This window comes from Ruegeria sp. C10 (assembly GCF_056537805.1).
In genome coordinates, this window is sequence record NZ_JBQFSC010000002.1 from 663,161 (window position 1) to 681,079 (window position 17,919).

Below are 17,919 nucleotides of genomic sequence, written 5' to 3' on the forward strand. Positions count from 1 at the left end.
TGACCGCAAGCTTGACCCATCCCGCATTTGCGCGCTAGCAGAGGATCAAGGGGTAAGCTTGCGAACACCCCGTGAGGCGGCAGCCCAAGTTCGCATGTATCCAAAGCAACAAGGAAACATGCAATGGCTGCCCCCAATGCAATTACACCCCGTCAACTCTTGCGTCTGATCGGTACGCCGCAGTCGCCTGTGCTTGTCGACGTGCGTACAGACGCCGATTTCCACGACGACCCCAGACTTATCCCGGCTACGGTTCGCCATCCCTATGACAATATCGATGGCATCCAACAACTGATCGGAGACAGGCCTTGTGTCGTGATTTGTCAGAAGGGCAAGAAACTAAGTCAGGGCGTCGTTTCATGGCTGCAGGCTGACGGGATTCAGGCCGAGTTTCTGGAAGGTGGAACGTTCGCCTGGCGTGATACTCCGGGGGCGCAATTCGTGCCGGTCTCGGCCCTGCCCGCGCTTGTAAACGGCAGCACGCTTTGGGTCACCCGGCACCGCCCCAAAATCGACCGTATCGCCTGCCCGTGGTTGATCCGAAGGTTTGTCGATACACATGCGCGGTTTCTCTTTGTAGCACCGGATGAAATTCAGGGGGTTGCCGAGCACTTCGGCGCCACACCCTTTGATGTTGAAGGAACTGATTGGAGCCATCGCGGCGACAAATGCACCTTTGACATGATGCTGGAAGCGTTCAACCTGCGCTCTGAACCCCTGAACCGTATGGCCACAATCATACGTGCAGCCGATACAAACCGCCATGATCTGGCGCCAGAGGCCGCCGGATTGCTGGCTCTTTCGGTCGGGTTGTCGCGCCAGTACAGGGATGACCAGCAGCAATTAAAGGCTGGGTTGCACCTCTATGATGCACTTTATCGCTGGGCGCGCGATGGGTCTGGCGAGACACATGACTGGCCCGCAGGTCACGGCCAATGACCCCTTCATATCGTGAGTTGATCAGGGTGTTTGGGCGCATCGGGCTGCTGTCCTTCGGCGGCCCCGCCGCCCAAATCTCTCTGATGCATCAGGAACTGGTCGAAAAGCGCCCCTGGTTGGACGAACAGACCTATCTACGCGCGCTTTCGCTGTGCATGCTGTTGCCGGGTCCTGAAGCCATGCAACTTGCCACTTATGCTGGTTGGCGGCTGCGCGGCGTAGCCGGAGGGTTGATCGCAGGCAGCTTGTTTGTGCTGCCGGGGGCTCTGGTGATCGCGCTGCTGGTTTTGCTTTATGCGGCCTATGGTACATTGCCTTTGGTTCAAGCCGGATTCTTGGGCATCAAGGCCACGGTGATCATCATCGTCCTACAAGCATTACGGAACCTATCGAAGAAAGCACTTACAGACATTGAACACCGGGTAATTGCAAGCCTCGCCTTTTTGGGGATCTTTGTCTTCAACCTGCCCTTCCCGCTAATCATCCTGTGCGCTGCCGTTTGGGGATTTGTGACTTCGAAAGACGACAAGCCCGTTGCCGTTCAAGCCAGCCCAACACTTGCTAATCCTGTTCGCACAGCGGTTTTCTGGCTTATCCTTTGGCTGGGGCCGTTGTTTGTTCTGTCTTTGAGCGGCCAGGAACTGCTCAGCGATCTGGGCTGGTTCTTTGCCCGCCTTGCGGTTGTAACTTTTGGCGGTGCCTATGCGGTGCTGGCCTATATGACCCAGACCGTGGTCGAAACCTACCAATGGATCAGCACGGACCAGATGATCGACGCGCTAGGTCTGGCCGAAACCACGCCTGGGCCACTGATTCTGGTGACTCAGTTTGTGGCCATGCTTAGCGGTCAGATTGCCGGAGGCGCCTCGCTGGCGTTTGCGGCGGGCATTGTCGCTTTATGGGCGACGTTTGTACCGTGTTTTCTGTGGATTTTTCTTGCAGCCCCGCATCTGGACAGAATCGCCGAGCGTCCGCGTCTTGGGGCCGCGATGCACGGAATCACAGCTGCGGTCGTCGGAGTGATTCTCAACCTCTCCGTGTGGTTCGGGCTAAACGTCTTGTTCACCTCAATTCCGGGGTGGCATTGGGGACCAGTTTCTCTCTCCCTACCCGACCCTTCGTCGCTTGAATTCAGCGCACTTGTGCTGACCGTTCTGGCTGGCCTGTTGATTTTCCGTATGAAATCCGGTTTAGCAACCACACTTGGTATCATGGTTCTGGCCGGACTAGGCATGCAGATTTTGTAATCAATACAGCCCAGCACAGCCTTTCGTTTCCGTCCGAATGAACTATGCTGGGATTAACCACTTTCGAGGATCAACCATGTCGCAAGACATCGACTACGGGAATCTGATGCACACGGCCATGCGAGGCCTGATCAAAACCGTCCTGACCGACGTGTCCGAAACCGGCCTGCCCGGTTCGCATCATTTCTTTATCACTTTTGATACACGGCATGAGGGCGTTGAGTTGGCCGATTGGCTGCGTGAGCGCTATCCAGGCGAGATGACGATTGTCATGCAGCACTGGTTCGAAAACCTCGAAGTCGGTGACGATGGCTTCTCGATTACGCTGAATTTCGGGGATGCGCCGGAACCGCTTTACATCCCCTATCTGGCGATCAAAACCTTCGTGGATCCTTCGGTTGAGTTTGGCTTGCGCTTTGAAAGCCCGGAAGACGAGGACGAAGAGATCCATGTGACGGAAGAAGCCCCGATTGAGCTTGAGGCCGAAGAGACGGAACCTCAGCATGATGCGGATGTGGTCTCGCTGGACAGCTTCCGGAAATGACCCAGAAAACCCCGCTTGATGCGGGGTTTATTCTTTTTGAAGGAATGTCTCGACCGAGCGCGACTTAACCCCATCGCGAAACCGGGAAAATGACAGGTCGAGCCCGCCATCAGCTAGTGCCCGGTCAAATTGCTGAAGCTCATAGCCACCGTTTTCGGCTATGAACAACGAAAACACCGTCAGAGTATCTCCTTCGATCCGCCCCCAAACAAAGGGTTCCCCTTTCATCGGGTCAAGCGGCACCTCATGGCCAAACACATTTCGCTTCATGGCCGCAGAATAAACATCGGGCCGATCCGAGCTTTGAAAATCAACCGAGTATTTCTCATCCTTGATGCGACCGTCGGCTTTGTAAGTCGTGGTGGTCCAACTCACGTTGAAGCCCCCTTTAATTTCCTGAATCGAAACGCTCATATCCCGAGGGGTCGCCGTACCATCCGCATCAACAACGTCGGCCGAACCGGTATAGTCGCCCACGAACGGCTCAATTCCCGTCGCCTGAGCGTGTTGCACAAATACTGCCAGCCAAAAACTCGCGGCAAACAATAACGCAAGCGTATACAAAGGGCTTTTGAGAAGTGACACGCGCATGGTTGCCTCCGTCAGGGTTATTGTCCCATCTTAACTTTAGCCCGCCGACGTACAATGGCACTGTTTTCGCTAACAGAAATTATTTGTAGCTGTGCCGCGTCTATACCTTTGCGCGGCCCAAGTTTAAGGTGCGCTCAACTGGCCGATTGCGCCACAGCCTTGCTGCGGGTAAACGGCATACGACTGCATACCAGACCGGAGCGACCGATGTCTCAAACCCGCACTGAATCCGACAGCTTTGGCCCGCTTGAGGTGCCTGCCGATAAGTATTGGGGCGCGCAAACGCAGCGTTCGATCATGAACTTCCCCATCGGCTGGGAAAAGCAGCCCGTCGCCATCGTGCGCGCGTTGGGTGTGATCAAAAAGGCCTGTGCAATTGAAAACAAAGCCATCGGCAAGCTGGACGCCAAGATCGCCGACGCGATCATACAAGCGGCCGGTGAAGTGTTCGAAGGCAAGTTTGACGACAACTTTCCTCTGGTCGTATGGCAAACCGGCTCGGGCACGCAATCCAATATGAACTCGAACGAGGTCATTGCGAACCGCGCGATTGAGATTATGGGTGGCGAGATTGGCTCGAAAGATCCCGTTCACCCGAATGATCACTGCAATATGGGTCAATCCTCGAACGATACTTTCCCCACCGCGATGCACATCGCCACAGCGATGAGTGTGCGCGATGTGTTGATGCCCGGGCTTGAGAAGTTCGCCTCGGCGCTGGAAGCCAAGGCAAAAGAGTTTGCCGGTATCATCAAGATCGGCCGCACCCATACGCAGGATGCCACGCCGTTGACGTTGGAACAGGAATTCGGCGGGTATGCGCATCAAATTCGTCAGGGCATTGCGCGTGTAGAAGCTGCAATGCCCGGTATCTATGAACTGGCTCAAGGCGGTACTGCTGTGGGTACCGGTTTGAACACGCATGGCGGCTGGGATGAGGCTGTCGCCAAGAATATGGCCGATATCACCGGCCTGCCCTTTGTGACCGCGCCGAACAAATTCGAAGCTTTGGCCGCACATGATGCGATGGTCTTCCTGTCGGGCGCGTTGGCCACGATCGCCGGTTCCTGCTACAAGATTGCCAACGATATCCGTCTGTTGGGTTCGGGGCCCCGCTCAGGATTGGGTGAGCTTATCCTGCCCGAAAACGAGCCCGGTTCCTCCATCATGCCCGGAAAGGTGAACCCGACACAGGCCGAAGCGCTGACTCAGGTGGCCGCGCATGTGATGGGCAACGACGCAGCAATGAAGTTTGCAGGTTCGCAGGGCCATTTCCAGCTGAACGTCTACAACCCGATGATGTCCTATAACCTGCTGCAGTCGATCCAGCTGCTGGGCGATGCGACCGACAGCTTTACCGAGCGGATGCTGTTGGGCATCAAAGCCAACGAGCCACGCATCGACAAGCTGATGAAGGAATCCCTGATGCTGGTGACTGCTCTGGCACCGACAATCGGGTATGACAACGCCACGACCGTCGCCAAAACAGCGCACAAGAACGGCACAACACTTAAGGAAGAAGCGATTGCGTTGGGCTTTGTGGATGAGGCGACGTTTGATGCGGTTGTGCGGCCCGAGCATATGATTGGACCCAAGGACTGATGGGTAAACCGGTTAACCTGAACCGGTTTCGAAAAGAAAAAGCGCGGGCTGAAAAAAAGGCCCGCGCGGATGCAAACGCTGCGAAACACGGACAATCCAAAGCCGACAGGACCGTAGTAAAGCTGCAGCAAGACCGGCAGCGCCGGGACCTTGACGGTCACAAGGTCGACGAATGAGTGGACGTCCTGTCAAACGCTCCCTGACCTTGCAAGGTCATCGAACATCCGTTTCGCTTGAGGATGAGTTCTGGCAAGCCTTCCGTGATATCGCGCGGGAAAAAGATATCCCAATCAATGTCCTGGCGGCAAATATTGATGCAGAGCGCGACCCGGAAACCGGACTGGCTTCGGCCATTCGTGTCTTCATTCTGAATTGGTATCGTCAAACCGATTGAGTACTTGATTTCAAACAATCGCGTCGCTTATCTTCGCGGAGAACAAAAAGGGTACATTCATGAACGATTTGGCAACAGGCCCAGATGGAAAGCCTCGGTGTTCGTGGTGCAACGTCGCCCCCGAATTCTTTGACTATCATGATAACGAATGGGGATATCCGGTTTCCGATGACAGACGACTGTTTGAGAAACTGTGCCTCGAGAGCTTTCAGTCAGGCTTGAGTTGGCGCACCATTCTGTCAAAACGCGAGAATTTCAGGGCAGCGTTTAGAAACTTTGATTTCAACAAGATAGCCGAATTTTCTGATGCAGATATCAATCGACTTCTGGACGATAAAGGCATCGTGCGACACCGCGGCAAGATTGAAGCCGTGATCAACAACGCCCGCCGCGTGCAGGACCTAATCGCTGACGAGGGATCATTGGCCGCTTATGTCTGGAGGTACGAGCCTACGGCGCCACCCGCCCCGCAAAGCGCTTCCACATCGACAGAATCCATTGCGATGTCGAAAGATCTGAAGAAACGCGGTTGGAAATTCGTAGGCCCCACCACGATCTTTGCCTTTATGCAGGCCATGGGGTTGATCAATGATCACGCCAACGGATGTGTCATGCGCGAAAAAGCGGCGCAATTGCGCCGCGATTTCATCAAGCCCGAATAGATTACCCCGCGATCAGATCGAGGCGCGGTAGATATTGTCGATATTACCGCCGAGCGCTGCATTGAATTCTGCGTCAGATTGCTGTTTGGACAGCCCTTCGGTCAGTGCGCGCGAAAACGACGCGATCATCTTGCTGTTTTGGCCAAGCAGGTCGCAGGCCTGCTCGGTCGAGTATCCGCCGGACAGCGCCACAACACGCAGGACGCGCGGGTGATCCGCCACCTCATCATAAAGGTTGGCCTGGCTGGGTATGGTCAGCTTCAGCATCACTTCCTGACCCTCGACCAATTGATCCAGGTTCTTCAGAATTTCTTTTTTCAGAATGTCCTCAGCCTCGGCCTTGGTTTCCGAGTGGATGTTTACCTCAGGCTCGACAATTGGGACCATTCCCGCATCAGTGACCACGCGTGCGACCTGGAACTGCTGCGCGACAACGTCGGCAATGCCCTGAGCATTTGCTTCGTGGATAACTGAACGTTCCTTGGTGCCAAAAACCCCATCCGCCTTGGACAGCGTTTCAGCCAGCCCCGGAATTGGCTTCATCATCTGAACACCGTTGGCCTGATCCTCAAGTCCTTTGTCGATTTTCAGAAACGGCACGATGCCTTTTTCGGACCACAGATAATCCGCGACCTTCTTGCCGTCGATTTCTTCGCCCAAGGTCCGTTCGAACAGGATCGCGCCAATCACTTTATCCTTGGTGAAATCGTCAGCCAGAATGATCCGCGCGCGCATCTTCTGAATCTCGCCGAACATCTCTTCGTCTGATCCGTAATCCGATGCTTCAACACCATACAAAGCCAGCGCTTTGGGGGTTGAACCGCCGCTTTGGTCCAGTGCTGCGATAAATCCTGCGCCTTCGGACATCTGCGCGCGCTGTTCTGCTTTCGACATAACTCAATCCCGTTCAATATGATTCCGCGTTTTCAATCCGCATACAGCATGCCGAAGAGCGATGGTAGTTTGTTAGCGCTCAACCAAGCGCAACCAAATTCCGTCTTTCGATCTGACGGTCAAATGCGCGACCGGTACCGGCGTTTCGTCTGGTATTGTTTCGAATCGGTAACGACGCAAGAGCATCGATAAGATCAAAGGACCTTCTACCATCGCGAACCCTGCGCCCGTGCAGACCCGGGGGCCAGCCGAAAAGGGAATATAGGCCTCGCGCTGGCATTTCTTTCCGTTTTCCGTCGTCCATCGCGTGGGGTCGAAATCGTCCGGCCGGTCCCAAAGCCTTTCGTGCCGATGTAAGTGCCAGGGGCTTACAACGATCTGAGAACCCTGCAAAATATCCCGATCACGGAAGCGTTCAGGACATGTCGCCTCGCGCACCATCATTGGAACTGGTGGATACAGGCGCAAAGCTTCACGAAACACATCGCGGCTAAGTTTTAGTTGGGACATGGTTGAAAACTCGGGCATGTCCAGAGCTTTCGCTTCCTCAGCCAGCTTTTCCTGCCAGTCCGGATACATCGCCATCAGATAGAGCGTCCAAGCCAGTGCAGACGCGCTGGTTTCATGCCCCGCCAAAAAGAAGATGGCGACCTGATCGACCATTTCCTGCGCATCAAACCGGTCTCCGGTTTCCGGGTCTGTTGTCGTCATTATCTTGGTGGCCAGATCATCGGGGGCCGACCCGTTTTCGATTGCAATAGCGCGTGCATCCGTCAATCGGCTGATCAGATCCCGAATCTCGCTGGCGGTTTGGCGAGTTTTGCGAGAATGAAATCGGGGCATCCAGCTTGGAACCGGAACGAATGCGGCCAGGTTCAGCAAGGGCTGTTCGCGCTGATAGATTCTGAATTTATCGAAGACCTGCGCAGCAACCTCATGTTCGATGGGAACCGAAAACAGGGTGCGGAAAATCACATCCGCCGCGACATGGCTTGTGATTTCTTCACATTCCACCTTCTGCCCAACCCTGCCAGAAAGCCGATCCGCACAAGCCTGCGCCGCATTTAACATCGCGGGAAACGTATCTTTCAAACGTCCGCCTTCAAAGGCGGGATCAATGATCCTGCGCTGCCGTTTCCAGACTTCGCCATTGGTCAGGAACACGGACCGGCCCAATAAGGGGCGTAAGCCTTCGCTGATGCGATTTGATTTTGGAAACGCATCCGGGCGCTCTTTCAGAACTGCGCGGATCAGATTGGGTTGGTTGACCATATACGAGCGAAAGAACGGCGTTCGGAATTCAGCCATCCACGCTCGATATAGACGCTGGGGCTGAGCAGACAGCAAGTCTTGACGAAACAGACGCAGATACCGCCACAGCGAGACTTTATCCGGTCGTGCTTCGGGCTTTGGGGGCGTCATGCTTCCACCGCAATGTATTTCGAAACCGCCCGTTCAATGCGCGACCGAGATGGCGCGCGCCCTTCAAACCGCTGCTTCAATGTTTCAGGACCTGCGGTGATGCGGAAATAGTCATAAAGTCCAGGTTGATCGAACGCACAAAGATATTGAAAGTGCAGGCGAAAAAAGCGCCAACGCAATTGCTGCCATCGCGCGGGGGACAGTGTTTGGGTGAAGGCCGCAGAAAGAACCAGCGGCCCGCACTTTTTGGGGCCAGCGACGCCGCTGACCGCGACCGGATCGCACAACGCAAACGCGCAGCCATCCCCCGGTGCAGAGACATCGATCCAAGTCATATCCGCGCGTTCGGATAGATATTTAAGATCAGCGCGAAGCGTGTGTGCCTGCGGTAGAAACGAAACCATTGGCACCACCTGCCCCAAGGTCAGAAAGGATAAGACTGGCTTATCCTGTACACCGCCCCGTCGTCGTAAAACATCTGCCAACACTGACACACCAAGATGGGCGCCAGAGCTGTGACCTACGACCAGCACCTCATCGGTGTCTGTGTCCAGCGTCTCGGTGATCAGGTCAGAAAACTCCCGCAGCCTCGATTGCAGATCTTGCGAGTACGCGCCGTATAGCTTCGCCGAGTGGGCATAGTCATGCATGAGGTAATAAGCGAACAGTCGATTATCGATCTTTCGGAACCATTGCATCAGAGCATAGATTACCCCGGCAGCAGGTACCAAAGACCACCACCCAACGAGTGGTTTCAATACAGCGACTAAACCCCAAGCAATAAACAACGATGCCAAAAGCTGCAGCAGCAGCATTGCCACCGGGTATAGCGCCGCAATTACGGGCCCCTTGCGCAGCTGCATCAGCCGCCAAAGCGTACCGGTCGAGATATATATCCAGGCGGTTCTCGCCAGTTGCAGATAGGTTGCCGGTATCGATTGAGCCATGCTGTCACGCACGATATCCGACCAGACCAGAACCTGAACATCTGCATCAACAGGACTGCCGTCCTGCTGAGAAGTCACCTGCCAGCCGTAGGGACCTTCGCCCGTCCTAGCGCTAATATCGATCTGGTATCCCGATATCTCAGCCTGGGCGCCCCCCTCTTTGCGGTAGAGCTCTCGATATCGGCGCGGATGAATCGGGTCGTAGCCGGGAATGTAAAACACCCGGCGTTTGCGCACCTGCGGATTGGATTGCTGACTGCTCATTACCCGGCCCTCTGCGCCAAAGATTAGCGCAGCGTTGACGCCAAGGTAAGACCTGGCGTCTATCCATCCGCGTTTAATGCCAGAGGGTTAACCGAGGTTTGCCAATGCCGGGAATGTTTCCAGCAGCCACCAGCTGAATTCGGTGAACAAACCGGTGACAAGCATGATGCCAACAAAAAGCAGCAGCCCGCCCATCACCTTCTCGATTGTGCCCATATGCGGTTTGATGCGGTTCATAACCGCCATCGAGCGGTTCAGGAACATCGCAGCCAGCAAGAATGGAATGCCCAGGCCTGCCGCATATACGCCAAGCAATACGGTGCCACGCGTGACTGATGCTTCGGAGGCGGCCAGCGACAAGATTGCACCTAATTGTGGGCCGATACACGGCGTCCAACCGAAGGCGAAGGCCAGTCCCAGAATATATGCCCCGAACACAGATCCGCTGGAGTCACCCGTATCAACGCGTGCCTCACGATCCAACAAAGGAATACGGAACACGTTCAGAAAGTGCAGGCCAAAGACAATGACGACAGCGCCCGAGAGTTTGGCGAAAAGCACCTGATTCTGAAGAACAAACGCCCCAAAGACCGAGGCTGTAAAGCCTAGCAGCAGGAACACGGTCGACAGACCCAGAACAAAAAACAGTGCCGCCAGGGTCGCCTTGCGCCGCGCGCGCGCCTCATCCTGCATCTCGTTGATAGTCACACCGCTCATATACGCGAGGTACGGTGGCACAATCGGCAGCACGCAGGGAGACAGAAAACTTATCAACCCGCCCAGCATGGCGATAAACATGGCAGGCAGAAGGCCCGCGTCTATGATCTCAATTCCGAACATGACTCAGCACATATGGTATCGCGCGGGTTTCGTCACGAGGCCATTCGGTCACATCCTCGTGGTTGCGCGCTGGACAGTATCGCTCGTTAGAAATATCTCAGCCCCATGACCAATGAGATTGAAACACTGGATGCGTTGGGATTGTTGTGCCCCTTGCCTGTTTTGAAGGCTCGGAAGCGCCTGAAATCCTTGCCTGCGGGGGGTATGCTGCGCGTGCTGGCCGATGATCCTGCCGCGATTATCGACGTACCGCATTTCTGTACCGAATCTGGCCATACACTTGTCTCGCAAGACACAGTAGATGGTCATCAGATATATGTGATCCAAAAATCGGCCTGAGGATTCTTTGGAACGCACCCTAATGAAAAAGGCGGGCCAGTTGGCCCGCCTTTTTCTTACTGTCCCAATGACCACCACCCTCGGCGCTTTGGCTTGGCCGGCGCGGGTTCGGGTTCGTCTGCCACTGCCTCCAAGACCGGCTCTGGGGTGGCAGCCTCAATGACTTCGGGTTCTGCTGCCACGGTCGATTCTTCGGCTTCTTCGGCAACCAGTTCAGGCGCTTCAGCAGGTTCCTCTGGCACTTCTTCAGCGACTTCAGAAGCCGACGTTGCTTCGGCGATCTCAAGTTCTGATGGTGCATCAGCACTATCGGGCTCAGCGGCTGGTTCGATGCTTTCAGACTCATCGGCTGGCTCTTGCTGTTCAGCCTCGGCGGCCTCAGCATTGACCGGCTCTTTCTGCGGATCGGAGTTCGCATTATCCGCTTCGGTCTGCGTCTCACTTGCTTCGACTGTGGCCTCAGTATCCTTTTTGCGTCGGCGCGGTGCCCGGCGCTTTTTCGGTTTGGCCGCTTTCTCAGCATCTTCCTCAGCAACAGGCTCCGCCTCGGTCTGCTTGGCTTCGACGCTCTCAGCTTCGTTGCTCGAGTCGGTTACACTGTCTGCGTCAGACTCGTCCGCATTGCCATCCGGCGCGTCACCATTGCCCGAACTCTTCTTGCGCCGGCGCCGACGCCGTTTACGCTTGGGCTTGGTCTCTTCCTCGCTCTGAACCGCAGTTTCTTCTTCGGTTTCGTCCTCATCCGTGGCGTCGACCATATCCATCAGCGACGCATCAACCGATACCACCGGCGCAGTTGCTTCAGGAACAACGCGGCTCGCGGTCTTGAACTTCTCCATCGAGAAGTCGGGACTGACCAAATGAACGTCCCCTTCGATCCGAACCGACAAACCATACCGCGCTTCGATCTGCGCGATATGTTCGCGTTTCTGGTTCATCAGGAAGTTGGCGATGCTAACCGGGCAACGCACCAATACCTCACGCGAACGGCGGCGAGTGCCTTCCTCTTCAATCTGGCGAAGGATTGACAGTGCCATATTGTCGTCCGACCGGATCAGGCCGGTACCATGGCAAGACGGGCATGGCTGGGTCGTCGCCTCGAGCATTCCAGGACGCAGACGCTGACGGCTCATTTCGAGCAGTCCAAAGCCCGAAATCCGGCCCACCTGAATACGGGCACGATCCGTTTTCAGCTTGTCCTTCAGTCGCTTCTCAACGGCCGAGTTATTTTTGCGCTCGTCCATATCGATGAAATCGATCACGATCAGACCGGCCAGATCGCGCAGACGCAATTGGCGCGCCACTTCTTCGGCGGCCTCCAGATTGGTCTTCAACGCGGTTTCCTCGATCGAACCTTCTTTGGTCGCCCGACCCGAGTTCACATCGATCGCCACCAGCGCTTCGGTCACCCCGATCACGATATAGCCACCGGATTTCAGCTGAACCGTCGGGTTGAACATCCCGGCCAGATAGCTTTCCACCTGATATCGCGCGAATAGCGGCAGCGCGTCTTCGTATCGCTTCACGTTCTTGGCGTGCGACGGCATGATCATCTTCATGAAGTCTTTGGCGATGCGATACCCGCCCTCGCCTTCAACCAGAACCTCATCGATGTCGCGATTATACAAGTCGCGGATCGAGCGTTTGATTAGGTCGCCTTCTTCATAAATTTTCGCAGGCGCAATGGATTGCAACGTCAGCTCGCGGATCTGCTCCCACAGTCGTTGCAGGTATTCATAGTCGCGCTTGATCTCTGATTTGGTCCGCTTGGCACCCGCCGTGCGAACGATCAGACCCGCGCCCGTGGGCACGTCAATTTCAGCGGCAATGTCCTTCAGTTTCTTCCGGTCAGCGGCATTGGTGATCTTGCGGCTAATTCCGCCGCCCCGTGCGGTATTGGGCATCAGTACGCAGTACCGACCCGCCAAAGACAGATACGTGGTAAGTGCCGCACCCTTGTTGCCGCGCTCTTCCTTGACCACCTGCACCAGCAGGACCTGACGCACCTTGATAACTTCCTGAATCTTGTAGCGGCGCGGGCGTGGCTTGCGCGGAGGGCGGATATCCTCGCTATCGTCTTCGTCCGCCACCGACTCGATGGTATCGTCTTTCGAAGCCGCGTCAGCGCTTTTGCTTTCTGTCTCGCCATCTGCCTCGGGCTCATCGCCAGAAGCTTCCGCCTCTTCTGCGTCAGACTTGGCTTCGACCTCATCCGAAGGTTCTTCTTGGTCGGTATCAGTTGCTTCGACAGGCGCGTATTCCGCTACCTCAGTAGTCTCTTCTAGCGCTTCCGCCTGCTGATCTACATCTTCGGACTTGGCTTCTTCGGTCGGAGCTTCTTCAGCAACAGGCTCGGCGGCATCCTCTGGCTCTTCCACCGGCGTCTCGGCAACGATTTCCATCGGAGACGTCCCTTCGGGCACCTCCGTCTCTTCACCGTCATCCAGATCGATGGTTTCCATTCCGGTCGGCTCTGAGGAAACCTCCAGCGTCTCAACCGGATCGTCCGTCTTGACGTCAGCGGCCTTGGAACGCGAACGTGACCGGCGCTTCTTGGGCTTTGTTTCCTCGGCCTCATCCCGCGCCTTCATCGCCTCGGCATAGGCGCGCTCTTCCTCCATCAGCGCCTCGCGGTCAGCGACGGGGATCTGGTAGTAGTCGGGATGGATTTCGGAAAAGGCCAGAAACCCGTGCCGGTTCCCGCCGTAATCCACAAATGCCGCCTGTAGCGACGGCTCAACCCGTGTTACTTTTGCAAGATAGATGTTGCCAGCAAGCTGGCGTTTGTTTTCGGATTCAAAGTCAAATTCCTCAACCTTGTTTCCGTCGACCACCACAACGCGGGTTTCCTCCGCGTGGGTGGCATCGATAAGCATTTTCTTAGCCATGTGTCCTTGGTGCACCGCGCCAAACGCGTTGTCCTGACCCGTCCAGGCGGACAGGCGCTTTTGGGGAGGTGTCTTGTACGGGCGATATCGGACGGCGCGCGGCAGGGTCTGGCGCTTTGGCCCCCTGCCCGTATACTCAATCGTTGCGCGCGCGTCATCGCGGTTCTTCTCCGACAGGCGCGTCTATATGCGGCCCGCCCATTTATTCCATTCACCCGCATAGACGGGTTCAGGCGTTCATCTGCCCCATTGGGGCATAATCGGTCTGCCGCGCCGCGCGGGATCTATCCTCACCATCAGCTCAGCAGCGAAACTCAAAACACGGGGCTTGCAGGCACAAAATACCCGGCCCGTTCGATCACAATAAAAGCAGTCCTGTGGAAAAGACAATGGGCAAACTGCATCGCGACCCAAGAACGCGCCGAAGAGTCCCTTCATCTGTTCAGAAATATCCAGGGGTTGAATTGAACCGCAAGCTCAAGAGGGGGCTGGCCCCCTCCTCCGCTTTCACAGGTAATCCGAACGCTGCAACCCGTACTTCGCCATCTTTTCGTTCAGTGTCCGGCGTGGCAGGCAGAGTTCTTCCATCACCGAGGCGATCGATCCCTTGTGACGGCGCATCGTATTGTCGATCAGCATCCGCTCGAAGGCTTCAACATATTCCTTCAGCGGCTTGCCTTCAGTTGTCATCACTGGCTGCATCTCTTCGTGATCCGACATCAGCAGCGAAGCAATTGTCCCCGACCCGCGCCGCGACTGCAGCACCGCACGCTCAGCAATGTTGATCAACTGCCTCACATTCCCGGGCCACGGGGCCTGAAGCAGCTGAGCCGCTTCCTGCGCACTGACCTGAGGCGCGTCGCAGCCATATTCCTCTGCGAACTGTTCGCTCAGACGGGTGAACAGCGTCAGGATGTCCTCACCCCGCTGTCGCAGCGGAGGCATGGTGATGCGCAGCGCCGCCAACCGATAGAACAGATCGGGACGCAATACATCTTCTGAGGTTTTGCCCGCTTCCTGCAGGTTCGAAATCGCAACGATCCGCGTTTCAGCAGGGGTGCCCTGCTCATTCATAACGCTCAATAGACGGGCCTGCAGCGTATCACTCAGGGCTTCGACATCCTCAAGAACCAGCGTACCGCCGCGGGCCTCTTCGATGGCGGGCAACTGCGTGTCTTCGGGGAGCATCGGGCCAAACAGGCGTTTCGACAGCGCTTCTTCCTCAAGTGCTGCGCAAGAAACCAGGACGAATTTCTTACCCGCCCGGCTACCAACCGCGTGCAATGCATGCGCCACCAAAGTCTTTCCGGTTCCGGTTTCCCCATCGATCAGGACATGACCATCCGCCTGCCCCAGATCCAGAATATCTTCACGCAACCGCTCCATGACGGGGCTGGCACCGATCAGCTTGTTCATGATCTGCGTACCGCCAGACAGCTCACGCCGCAGGGCTCGGTTGTCAAGCGTCAGACGACGCGCATTGCTGGCGCGTTTGGCCAGTTCGGACATGCGATCGGGGTTAAACGGCTTTTCAAGGAAATCGAACGCCCCGACACGCATCGCCTCTACGGCCATTGGCACGTCACCATGTCCCGTGATCATGATCACCGGTAGCGTGCTATCGGCCCCCATCAGCTTTTTCAGCAGTTGAATGCCATCCATTCCCGGCATCTTGATGTCAGAGATCACGATCCCGGGATATTCTGGCCCCAAGACCTTGAGCGCATCCTCGGCACTTGAAAAGGTTTCGGTGTCGTACCCCGACAAAGCCAGCCACTGGCTGATCGACTGGCGCATGTCCTGTTCATCATCCACGATGGCGATTTTCATGGCCTGTGCCATAGTCACTTCCTCTATTCCGCGGCCTCAAGGCCGTCGCTTCCCAATATGGGCAATTGCATCTCAAACACCGCGCCACCCTGTTGGCCGTTGCGCGCGGTCAGCCGTCCGCCATGGTCGTTCACGATCCCGGACGAGATGGCAAGCCCCAGACCAACGCCGTCCCCCGGGCGTTTGGTCGTATAAAACGGCTCGAACAGGTTTTCGATATCCTCGATCCCGTGGCCATTGTCCCGCACGGTCAGTACCGCAGTTTCACCTGCAGCGAGAATGATCTCGACATCCGGCTCATCCACAGACTTGGTCGCATCCAGCGCATTGCGCAAGAGATTGACCATAACCTGTTCGATCCGCATCCGATCACCCATCACTATAACAGGTTCTTCGGGCAAAATCTGGGTTATCTTAACATGTCGCTGACGCAGCTGCGGCTCCATCATCGACAGGGACGAGGCCAGCGCTTCGCCAAGATTTACTGGCGAAAACGCATCTGCACCTTTGCGCGCATAGGATTTGAGCTGGCGCGTGATCGCCCCCATCCGCTCGATCAATCCGTCGATCCGCCCAAAGCTGGCCAACGCCTCTTCGGGCCGGTTTCGACGCAAAAGCAGACGCGCGCCTGCCAGATAAGTTTTCATCGCAGCCAGAGGTTGATTTAATTCGTGACTGACTGCCGCAGACATCTCTCCAAGTGCTGCCAGTTTTGAGCTCTGGGCAAGGGTTTGTTCGGCAACTTCCAGCGTCTTTTCAACACGTTCACGCTCAGCGATTTCCCGCTGCAGCCTTACGTTCAATGCGCGAAGCTCCGCCGACTCGCGCTGGAACAAGGTCATGCGCAACGTCGCCCTGCGGCTGAGCGCATAGAAGGTCAGCGCCAGAAGAATCGCAAAGGCCATGATCTCAAGCGCCAGAACGCTGTTCACCCGCTCGCGGATCGATGAATAGGTGGTGAACGAAGTCATTTGCCAGCCCCGGAACGGAATGCGGGTCTCCATCCGCATCACAGCCTCGCCCTGAAGATAGGCATCAGGGGGCAAAGCGCTCCAATCGGTTGTGGCCCGGATTGCGCGCTGAATCGCGTTCTGAGGGGGTTGGCGCAACATGGCACCACTTTCATCCAGACCTCGCCACTGAGGCTCGGTCGAGAGGATGATCGTACCAGTGCTGTCTGTGACCATCACCGCGTCAGAAATACCAGCCCAGGCGCGTTCAAATTTCTGCAAATCAACTTCGACTACGATCACGCCAAGAATCTCTGCATTCGCCTCGATTCGCCGCGAGTACACAAAGCTGTAACCGCCGGACTCACGTGGAATGACCGAGAATATAGTGGCATTCGATCGAATTGCATCGATGAAGTAAGGCGAGTTCCGGTGGCTTTCCTGCAACCGGTTCCGGTCGGTTGCAGCACGTGTCAGGCCATCCCCATCCAGCAAAACCAGCGAGGCCGCCCCGATTTCTTCAACGAAAGAGATCAGGCGCTGGCTCGACAGCGTGTAATCGCTGGATTGCAGGGCCGAAATCAGGGTGGGGTCACGGGCAAGCAACTGCGGCACGATGGCGTTTCGTCGCAACTCACTCAGCAGGTTGCCGGAATACAAGGCTAACCGCAGTTCGGCCCGGTTTCTGGTCGATTCGGTGAAGCGACTTGTTAGCAGACTGTTGGTGATCCACACTGTGGCGACGGTAGCAAGCAGCAACAAAAACACGGCAAGACGCAGCCGCCAGCCCATAGGCGCGCCGCGAAACCGGTTCAGAAACCCTTTGCTGTTTGCTTGATCTTCCGCGCTCATGTACTGACGCTACGCGTCCCGACTGATGACCTCAAGTCACGCGGGCGTCAGCACCCCGGCCAATGCGCGGAAGAGCGCCGTCCCGTCAGTGCCTCCGTGGCCTGAATCCGCCGCTCGTTCTGGGTGGGGCATCATGCCTAACACGCGCCGGTTGTGCGATAAAATCCCTGCAATATCGTCGCGCGAACCATTGGGATTTTCGGCATATGTGAAGGCAATGCGATCCTGATCCTTCAACTCGGCCAAGGTCTCATCGTCTGCGAAATAATTGCCATCGTGATGCGCAATCGGGATATCGATCACATCCCCGGCATTGTATCCTTCAGTAAAGGCGCTATCGCTGGTTTCGACCTTGAGTCCGATCGTTTTGCAGATGTATTTCAGACCGGCATTGCGCAACAGCGCGCCAGGTAGAATTCCGGTTTCGGTCAGAACCTGAAAACCGTTGCAGATGCCGACGGCATAGCCACCACGCTCGGTATGCGCGGCCAGCGCTTTGCAAATGGGCGATTGGGCCGCAATCGCGCCGCAGCGCAGATAGTCACCATAGGAAAACCCACCCGGAACACCGACAATATCTATGCCCTCGGGCAGCGCGGCATCTTTATGCCAGACCATATCGACGGAAAAACCGGCCTGCTCGAAGGCGACGGCAAGGTCCCGATCACAGTTGGAACCAGGAAAAACGATGACGGCTGCGCGCATGGCGGACCC

The 17,919-nt window shown here is 56.2% G+C and carries 17 protein-coding genes; 8 read left to right on the forward strand and 9 right to left on the reverse strand.

Features of this window, described 5'->3' with window-relative positions; all coding sequences use genetic code 11:
- Positions 1-123 precede the first annotated feature (123 nt).
- From ACR0DE_RS11705 to ACR0DE_RS11715, 3 genes are all read left to right on the forward strand, one after another.
- A complete protein-coding gene (locus ACR0DE_RS11705) occupies positions 124-939 on the forward strand; it encodes a chromate resistance protein ChrB domain-containing protein (protein WP_480753291.1) in 816 nt (271 codons plus the stop codon).
- Entirely contained in the window at positions 936-2,186 is a 1,251-nt protein-coding gene (gene chrA, locus ACR0DE_RS11710) for a chromate efflux transporter (RefSeq protein ID WP_480753294.1), read from the forward strand. The genes ACR0DE_RS11705 and chrA overlap by 4 nt, the downstream gene beginning before the upstream one ends.
- 76 nt (positions 2,187-2,262) lie before the next feature.
- The gene (locus tag ACR0DE_RS11715) at positions 2,263-2,730 is read left to right on the forward strand and encodes a ClpXP protease specificity-enhancing factor SspB (protein ID WP_170405597.1); all 468 of its coding nucleotides are present in this window, start codon (positions 2,263-2,265) and stop codon (positions 2,728-2,730) included.
- A gap of 27 nt (positions 2,731-2,757) precedes the next feature.
- Here the strand turns inward: ACR0DE_RS11715 and ACR0DE_RS11720 are convergent, their stop codons facing one another.
- Positions 2,758-3,321, reverse strand: a complete 564-nt coding sequence (locus ACR0DE_RS11720; protein ID WP_480753298.1) for a hypothetical protein — start codon at positions 3,319-3,321, stop codon at positions 2,758-2,760.
- Positions 3,322-3,528: 207 nt separating this feature from the next.
- Between ACR0DE_RS11720 and fumC the strand changes: the two genes are divergently transcribed.
- From fumC to ACR0DE_RS11740, 4 genes are read left to right on the forward strand one after another with little or no spacing between them, the layout of a single operon-like run.
- Positions 3,529-4,923: a class II fumarate hydratase gene (gene fumC, locus ACR0DE_RS11725; RefSeq protein ID WP_170421467.1), complete on the forward strand. Its 1,395-nt coding sequence runs from the start codon at positions 3,529-3,531 to the stop codon at positions 4,921-4,923.
- Complete coding sequence (locus ACR0DE_RS11730) at positions 4,923-5,099, forward strand: DUF4169 family protein (protein ID WP_170393154.1); 177 nt, start codon at positions 4,923-4,925, stop codon at positions 5,097-5,099. The genes fumC and ACR0DE_RS11730 overlap by 1 nt, the downstream gene beginning before the upstream one ends.
- On the forward strand, positions 5,096-5,317 hold the full coding sequence (locus ACR0DE_RS11735; protein WP_170393155.1) for a ribbon-helix-helix domain-containing protein: 222 nt from the start codon (positions 5,096-5,098) through the stop codon (positions 5,315-5,317). Before ACR0DE_RS11730 ends, ACR0DE_RS11735 begins: the two co-directional genes overlap by 4 nt.
- 59 nt (positions 5,318-5,376) lie before the next feature.
- Complete coding sequence (locus ACR0DE_RS11740) at positions 5,377-5,979, forward strand: DNA-3-methyladenine glycosylase I (RefSeq protein WP_480753301.1); 603 nt, start codon at positions 5,377-5,379, stop codon at positions 5,977-5,979.
- A gap of 12 nt (positions 5,980-5,991) precedes the next feature.
- Here ACR0DE_RS11740 and ACR0DE_RS11745 read toward each other — a convergent pair whose 3' ends face one another.
- The 4 genes from ACR0DE_RS11745 to ACR0DE_RS11760 form a co-directional block, all read right to left on the reverse strand.
- Positions 5,992-6,873, reverse strand: coding sequence for a fructose bisphosphate aldolase (locus ACR0DE_RS11745; RefSeq protein ID WP_480753303.1), 882 nt, complete (start codon positions 6,871-6,873; stop codon positions 5,992-5,994).
- A 72-nt stretch (positions 6,874-6,945) separates the two neighbouring features.
- A complete protein-coding gene (locus ACR0DE_RS11750; protein WP_480753305.1) occupies positions 6,946-8,295 on the reverse strand; it encodes a cytochrome P450 in 1,350 nt (449 codons plus the stop codon).
- Positions 8,292-9,506 carry a hypothetical protein gene (locus ACR0DE_RS11755; protein ID WP_480753307.1) on the reverse strand — a complete coding sequence of 405 codons (1,215 nt, stop codon included), beginning with the start codon at positions 9,504-9,506 and terminating at the stop codon, positions 8,292-8,294. The genes ACR0DE_RS11750 and ACR0DE_RS11755 overlap by 4 nt, the downstream gene beginning before the upstream one ends.
- Positions 9,507-9,593: 87 nt before the next feature.
- A complete protein-coding gene (locus ACR0DE_RS11760; protein WP_170393160.1) occupies positions 9,594-10,346 on the reverse strand; it encodes a cytochrome c biogenesis CcdA family protein in 753 nt (250 codons plus the stop codon).
- Between the two features lie 105 nt (positions 10,347-10,451).
- Between ACR0DE_RS11760 and ACR0DE_RS11765 the strand changes: the two genes are divergently transcribed.
- Entirely contained in the window at positions 10,452-10,685 is a 234-nt protein-coding gene (locus tag ACR0DE_RS11765) for a sulfurtransferase TusA family protein (RefSeq protein ID WP_170393161.1), read from the forward strand.
- A gap of 56 nt (positions 10,686-10,741) precedes the next feature.
- Here the strand turns inward: ACR0DE_RS11765 and ACR0DE_RS11770 are convergent, their stop codons facing one another.
- The 4 genes from ACR0DE_RS11770 to purQ form a co-directional block, all read right to left on the reverse strand.
- A complete protein-coding gene (locus ACR0DE_RS11770) occupies positions 10,742-13,573 on the reverse strand; it encodes an Rne/Rng family ribonuclease (protein ID WP_480753309.1) in 2,832 nt (943 codons plus the stop codon).
- 507 nt (positions 13,574-14,080) lie between these two features.
- Positions 14,081-15,415, reverse strand: coding sequence for a sigma-54-dependent transcriptional regulator (locus ACR0DE_RS11775; protein ID WP_170393162.1), 1,335 nt, complete (start codon positions 15,413-15,415; stop codon positions 14,081-14,083).
- Positions 15,416-15,426: 11 nt separating this feature from the next.
- On the reverse strand, positions 15,427-17,205 hold the full coding sequence (locus ACR0DE_RS11780) for a sensor histidine kinase (protein ID WP_480438519.1): 1,779 nt from the start codon (positions 17,203-17,205) through the stop codon (positions 15,427-15,429).
- Positions 17,206-17,241: 36 nt separating this feature from the next.
- The gene (gene purQ, locus ACR0DE_RS11785; RefSeq protein ID WP_170393163.1) at positions 17,242-17,910 is read right to left on the reverse strand and encodes a phosphoribosylformylglycinamidine synthase subunit PurQ; all 669 of its coding nucleotides are present in this window, start codon (positions 17,908-17,910) and stop codon (positions 17,242-17,244) included.
- Positions 17,911-17,919: the final 9 nt, after the last annotated feature.

What these genes read in the sequence shown, in the direction of transcription:
- ACR0DE_RS11705 (WP_480753291.1), top strand. Translation starts at nt 124, where the DNA reads ATGGCTGCCCCCAATGCAATTACACCCCGTCAACTCTTGCGTCTGATC.
- chrA (WP_480753294.1), top strand. Translation starts at nt 936, where the DNA reads ATGACCCCTTCATATCGTGAGTTGATCAGGGTGTTTGGGCGCATCGGG.
- ACR0DE_RS11715 (WP_170405597.1), top strand. Translation starts at nt 2,263, where the DNA reads ATGTCGCAAGACATCGACTACGGGAATCTGATGCACACGGCCATGCGA.
- ACR0DE_RS11720 (WP_480753298.1), bottom strand. Translation starts at nt 3,321, where the DNA reads ATGCGCGTGTCACTTCTCAAAAGCCCTTTGTATACGCTTGCGTTATTG.
- fumC (WP_170421467.1), top strand. Translation starts at nt 3,529, where the DNA reads ATGTCTCAAACCCGCACTGAATCCGACAGCTTTGGCCCGCTTGAGGTG.
- ACR0DE_RS11730 (WP_170393154.1), top strand. Translation starts at nt 4,923, where the DNA reads ATGGGTAAACCGGTTAACCTGAACCGGTTTCGAAAAGAAAAAGCGCGG.
- ACR0DE_RS11735 (WP_170393155.1), top strand. Translation starts at nt 5,096, where the DNA reads ATGAGTGGACGTCCTGTCAAACGCTCCCTGACCTTGCAAGGTCATCGA.
- ACR0DE_RS11740 (WP_480753301.1), top strand. Translation starts at nt 5,377, where the DNA reads ATGAACGATTTGGCAACAGGCCCAGATGGAAAGCCTCGGTGTTCGTGG.
- ACR0DE_RS11745 (WP_480753303.1), bottom strand. Translation starts at nt 6,873, where the DNA reads ATGTCGAAAGCAGAACAGCGCGCGCAGATGTCCGAAGGCGCAGGATTT.
- ACR0DE_RS11750 (WP_480753305.1), bottom strand. Translation starts at nt 8,295, where the DNA reads ATGACGCCCCCAAAGCCCGAAGCACGACCGGATAAAGTCTCGCTGTGG.
- ACR0DE_RS11755 (WP_480753307.1), bottom strand. Translation starts at nt 9,506, where the DNA reads ATGAGCAGTCAGCAATCCAATCCGCAGGTGCGCAAACGCCGGGTGTTT.
- ACR0DE_RS11760 (WP_170393160.1), bottom strand. Translation starts at nt 10,346, where the DNA reads ATGTTCGGAATTGAGATCATAGACGCGGGCCTTCTGCCTGCCATGTTT.
- ACR0DE_RS11765 (WP_170393161.1), top strand. Translation starts at nt 10,452, where the DNA reads ATGACCAATGAGATTGAAACACTGGATGCGTTGGGATTGTTGTGCCCC.
- ACR0DE_RS11770 (WP_480753309.1), bottom strand. Translation starts at nt 13,573, where the DNA reads ATGGCTAAGAAAATGCTTATCGATGCCACCCACGCGGAGGAAACCCGC.
- ACR0DE_RS11775 (WP_170393162.1), bottom strand. Translation starts at nt 15,415, where the DNA reads ATGGCACAGGCCATGAAAATCGCCATCGTGGATGATGAACAGGACATG.
- ACR0DE_RS11780 (WP_480438519.1), bottom strand. Translation starts at nt 17,205, where the DNA reads ATGAGCGCGGAAGATCAAGCAAACAGCAAAGGGTTTCTGAACCGGTTT.
- purQ (WP_170393163.1), bottom strand. Translation starts at nt 17,910, where the DNA reads ATGCGCGCAGCCGTCATCGTTTTTCCTGGTTCCAACTGTGATCGGGAC.